We start from the raw sequence: 5,506 nt of genomic DNA, 5'->3' as shown, positions 1-5,506 counted from the left end.
CCAAGCCGTGCAGGGTGGCGATGCCGTCGGCGAAACGCACCGCCTCACGCACGTGCCGCACCCAGTAGCCCGGGCTGGCGATCTCCGCCGGGTCGACCAGTTGCCCGGTCAGGTTCGACACGATCGGCAGGCGTGGCTGATGCCAGGTCAGTTCTTCCAGGACCGCACGGAAGTCGGCGAGCATCGGTTCCATCAACCGCGAGTGGAAGGCGTGACTGACCGGCAGCCGCTTGACCCGCCAGCCCTTCAGGGCGAACTCTTCCGCCAGCCGGTCCAGGTCCGTGACCGGGCCGGACAGCACCACCGACCGCGGCCCGTTCACCGCCGCCACATCCAGCTGCGTGCCGCAGCCATCCAGCAGACCCCGGACCTCGTCCTCCGATGCAGCGACGGCGAGCATTCCCCCGCCGCCCGGCAACGCCTGCATCAACGCCCCCCGCGCTGCCACCAGGACACACGCGTCCTCCAGCGACAGCACACCGGCCACGTAGGCGGCGGTCACCTCACCGATCGAATGACCGGCCAGATAGTCGGCGGTCACGCCCCACGAGGTCAGCAGCTCGTGCAGGGCCACCTCGACGGCGAACAGCCCCGCCTGCGTGTAGACCGTCTGGTCCAGCAACCCGGCCAGCTCGCTGCCCGACTCGGCGAAGACCACGTCGCGCAACGAGCGATCCAGGCGGCCGTCGAACAGGGCGCACACCCGGTCGAACGCCTGCGCGAACACCGGGAACCGGTCATACAGCTCGCGGCCCATCCCGGGGCGCTGCGCCCCCTGACCGGTGAACAGCAACGCCCGACGACCGGCGGCCGCCTCCCCGACGACCAGGCCGGGTGCAGACCCGCCCTCGGCCAGGGCGGACAGCCCGGCGGCCAGGCCGTCCCGATCGGCGGCGACCACCACCGCCCGGTGCTCGAGGGCAGCCCGGGTGGTCGCCAGGGACCAGCCGGCATCGACTAGACACAAACCCTCGTGCTCGTCGACGTGGTCGGCCAGCCGCGTCGCCTGACCCGCCAGAGCCTCCGCCGAACGCGCCGAGATCAGCCACGGCACCACCGGCAGGCCGACCGCAACGTCCGAGGCGCCGGCCGCCGCTCCGACCCCCTCGCCACTCGACGCCGACCGCACCGCGCCGCCGATCCCCGGCCGCGCCACCTCCCCGCCCGGCGACGCCGCGCTGCCCCGGTCCACCGGTGTGGTCGCCTCGCCGTCGACCGGTTCGGGTTCCGGCGCTTCGAGGATCACGTGGGCATTGGTGCCGGAGATGCCGAACGACGACACCGCCGCCCGACGCGGCCGGGCCACCACCGGCCACTCCCGGCTCTCAGTCACCAGACGGACCGCGCCCGAGGACCAGTCCACCTTCGACGACGGCGCATCCACGTGCAACGACGCCGGCACGATCCCGTGCCCCATCGCCAGCACCATCTTGATCACACCGGCCACGCCCGCCGCAGCCTGCGTGTGCCCGAGGTTCGACTTCACCGAACCCAGCAGCAGAGGTTCCTGCCCACCGCGCCCCTGCCCATACGTGGCCAGCAACGCCTGCGCCTCGATCGGATCACCCAACGTCGTACCGGTGCCATGCGCCTCCACCACATCCACCTCGGCAGCGGACAACCGCGCCGACGACAACGCCGACCGGATCACCCGCTGCTGCGCCGGACCGTTCGGCGCCGTCAACCCGTTCGACGCCCCATCCTGATTCACCGCCGAACCGCGCACCACGGCGAGAACGCGGTGTCCGAGCCTGCGTGCGTCGGAGAGGCGTTCCAGGAGCAGCACGCCGACGCCCTCGGACCAGCCGGTCCCGTCGGCGCCCTCGGCGAACGACTTGCACCGCCCGTCGGGCGCGAGGCCGCGCTGCCGGCTGAAGTCGACGAACGTCTCCAGGGTGGTCATCACGGTGACGCCGCCGGCCAGGGCCAGGGTGCACTCGCCGGAGCGCAGCGACTGCACGGCCAGGTGCAGCGCGACCAGCGACGACGAGCAGGCGGTGTCGAGGGTGAGGGCCGGGCCCTCGAAGCCGAAGGTGTAGGCGACCCGGCCGGACAGCACGCTGCTGGCGGTGCCGCCGCCGATGAAACCGTCGAGGGTCTCCGGGATCTCGCCGAGCCCGGCGGCGTAGTTGTGGTACATCATGCCGGCGAAGACGCCGACCCGGTTGCCGCGCAGGGAGAGCGGGTCGATGCGGGCGTCCTCGATCGCCTCCCAGGACGCCTCCAGCATGAGCCGCTGCTGGGGGTCCATGGCCAGCGCCTCGTACGGGGAGATCTTGAACAGTTCCGGGTCGAAGTTCCCGGCGTCGTGCAGGAACCCACCTTCCCGGGCGTACGTGCTGCCGCGCCGCTCCCCCGTCGGGTCGTACGCCCGGTCGGTGTCCCAGCCCCGGTCGACGGGGAACCCGGTGACGCCGTCACCGGCGGCGGCCACCAGGTCCCACAGCTGCCCGGGTGAGCGGACCCCGCCCGGGTAGCGGCAGCTCATCCCGACGATGGCGACCGGCTCGTGGGTCTTCGCGTCGACGGCCCTGAGCCGTTCGCTGGTCTCGTGGAGGTCGGCGGTGACGCGCTTGAGGTACTCACGGAGCTTGGCTTCGTTCGCCATCGGGGATTCACCTGTCGCGGGGGTCAGGACCGGCCGAAGCGGCTGTCGATGAAGTCGAAGAGTTCGTCGTCGCTGGCGTCGTCGAGGGTGGCCGTGACCGCCCCGTCGCCGTCCCAGCGGGTGAGCAGGGCGCGCAGCCGGGCAGCGACGGTGGACCGGGTCTCCTCGTCGGCCGCCAGCTCGGCAAGGCTCTCCGGCGGGGTGGCCGCGAACGCCGCTTCGAGGCGGGCCAGTTCGTCGAGGAGGGTGGGCGCGGCGGCCGGGCCGGGTCCGAGCTGCGCCAGCAGGTGCCCGGTGAGCGCGGCCGGGGTGGGGTGGTCGAAGACCAGGGTCGCCGGCAGGGACAGGCCGGTCCGGCTGGTGAGCCGGTTGCGCAGGTCGACGGCGGTGAGCGAGTCGAAGCCGAGTTCGGTGAAGGACCGGTCGGCGCCGACGGCGGCCGCCGAGGCGTACCCGAGCACCTCGGCGACCTGGCCGGCGACCAGTTCCTCGACCAGGCGGCGCCGGTCCTCGGCGGGGGCCGCGGCGAGCCGGTCGCGGAGTCCTGCGGCCGGGGCGGCCGCGCGTCGCGCGGGCCCGCCGGCGAGGCCGCGCAGCGGCGCCGGCAGGTGGTCGCGGTCGGCGCCGGCACGTAGCGCGGCCAGGTCGAGGTGGAGGGGGAGCAGCAGCGGCTGCCGGCACCGCCGGCTGGCGTCGAAGAGGGCGAGCGCCCGGTCGGTGGCGAGCGGCACGACGCCCTGGCGGGCGAGGCGTTCCCGGCCGGTGGCGCCGAGGTCGCGGGTCATCCCGCTGCGTTCGGCCCAGGGTCCCCAGGCGAGCGAGGTGGCGGCGAGCCCGGCGGCTCGCCGGTGGTGGGCGAGGCCGTCGAGGAACGCGTTGGCCGCCGCGTAGTTGCCCTGCCCGGGGGCGCCGAGCGGACCGGCGATCGAGGAGAAGAGCACGAACATCGGCAGGTCGAGGTGGCGGGTGAGGTCGTGCAGGTGCCAGGCGGCCTCGGCCTTGGGGCGCAGCACGGCGGCGGTCCGCTCCGGGGTGAGCGCGGTGACCACCGCGTCGTCGAGCACGCCGGCCGCGTGCACCACGCCGGTGAGCGGGTGCTCGGCGGGCACGTCGGCGAGCAGCGCGGCGACCTGGTCGCGGTCGGCCACGTCGCAGGCGGCGAAGCGGGCCTGCGCGCCGAGGCGGGTGAGGTCGGCGAGGAGGTCGGCCGCACCGGGCGCGTCGGCGCCGCGCCGGCCGACGAGCAGCAGGTGCCGGACCTTGTGCGCGTTGACGAGATGCCGGGCGACGAGACCGCCGAGGGTGCCGGTGGCGCCGGTGACCAGCACGGTGCCGTCGGGCACCAGGTCGACCGCGCCGGTCGGGTCGGGCTCGGCCGGGGCGAGGCGCGGCACGAGCAGCCGGCCGTCGCGCAGCGCTACCTGGGGTTCGCCGGCGGCGAGGGCGCGGCCGAGCAGCTCGGCGTCGGGTTCGCCGCCGAGGTCGGCGAGGACGAACCGGTCGGGGTTCTCGAGTTGCGCCGTGCGGACCAGGCCCCACACGGCGGCTCCGGCCAGGTCGGTGACGTCCGCGTCGGCGGGGACCGCGCCGCGGGTGAGCACCACGAGTCGTCGGCCGGCGAACCGGTCGTCGGCCAGCCAGTCCCGCACCACAGCGAGGGTGTCGGCGAGCCGCGCGCGGGTGCCGGCGAGCGGGTCGTCCGGCGCGGGCTCACCGGCGGGCAGCAGCACCAGACGGGCGTCGGGGTCGTCGGCGAGCGAGGCGAGCCCGCCGGCCGGGTCGAGCGGCACGATCCCGGGTGCCGGTCGGGGCGGCAGCGCCAGCGGGGTCCAGCGCAGGTCGAACAGGGGCAGCTCGGCGGGGCCGGCGTCGAGCTGGTCGGCGCCGAGGGGTCGAGAGACCAGCGAGTCGATCCGGGCGACGGGCGCTCCCGTGGCGTCGGCGAGGGTGAGCGTGGCGGCCGGGCCGTTGCGGGTGAGGCGTACCCGGAGATGGGTGGCGCCCTCGGCGGCGAGGGTGACGCCCGTCCAGGCCCAGGGCAGGCGGGCGCCGGCGTCGTCGTCGGCCGGGTCGTCGGTGAGGCCGACGAGGTGCAGGGCGGCGTCGAGCAGCGCCGGGTGCAGCGCGTAGCCGGCGGTGGCGGCGCCGTCGGGCAGTTCCACCTCCGCGAAGACCTCCTCCGGGGTACGCCAGGCGGCGCGCAGCCCGCGGAAGGTGGGTCCGTGGTCGACGCCGAGCCGGTGGAGGCGGGCGTAGACCGGGTCGACGGGCACGGCGGTGGCGCCGGGCGGCGGCCACTCGGTGAGCGGCTCGGCCGGTTCGGCGCCGCCGGGGGCGAGTGTCCCGTCGGCGTGGCGGGTCCAGTCGGCGTGCGGGTCGTCGGCGGGCCGGGAGTGGATGGTGACCCGCCGGTGGCTCCGCTCGTCGGGGGCGGCGAGCTGGAGCTGCAGGGTGCGGGCGCCGGTGTCGGGCAGGACGAGCGGCGCGGCAAGGGTGAGCTCCGCCAGGGCGTCGCAGCCGGCCCGCGCGCCGGCGTGCAGCGCCAGTTCCACGAGCGCGGTGCCGGGCACGACGACCCGGCCGCGGACGACGTGGTCGGCGAGCCAGGGCTGGGTCCGCACGGAGAGCCGGCCGCCGTGGACGCGGACGTCGTCGGCGGCGGTGACGAGTTCGGCGTCGAGCAGGGGGTGGCCGGCGTCGCGGATGCCCAGTCCGGCGGCGTCGGTGCCGGCGGGGCGGGCGTCGAGCCAGTAGCGCCGGTGGTGGAAGGCGTAGGTGGGCAGGTCGACGGTGCGCGGTTGCCGGCCGGTGGTGGTGAACCAGGCGGTCCAGTCGACGGGTGTGCCGGTGACGTGCAGCCTGGCGAGGGCGGTGGTGACCGCGATCGTGTCGGGTTGG

The 5,506-nt window shown here is 75.4% G+C and carries 2 protein-coding genes; both read right to left on the bottom strand.

The window, feature by feature from the left end:
- Positions 1–2,608, bottom strand: a 2,608-nt coding sequence (locus tag ABZW14_RS34070) for a type I polyketide synthase (protein ID WP_355355327.1), incomplete at its 3' end; no start/stop codon positions are given.
- 23 nt (positions 2,609–2,631) lie between these two features.
- Positions 2,632–5,506 (bottom strand): type I polyketide synthase (locus ABZW14_RS34065; protein WP_355355324.1); only part of this gene is annotated, 2,875 nt, incomplete at its 5' end.

Origin of the sequence: Micromonospora sp. NPDC004551 (genome assembly GCF_040609975.1) — a bacterium.
Classification (GTDB): Bacteria; Actinomycetota; Actinomycetes; order Mycobacteriales; family Micromonosporaceae; genus Micromonospora.
The sequence above is the reverse complement of the archived record's forward strand: the minus strand, read 5'-3'. Positions and strand labels throughout refer to the sequence as shown.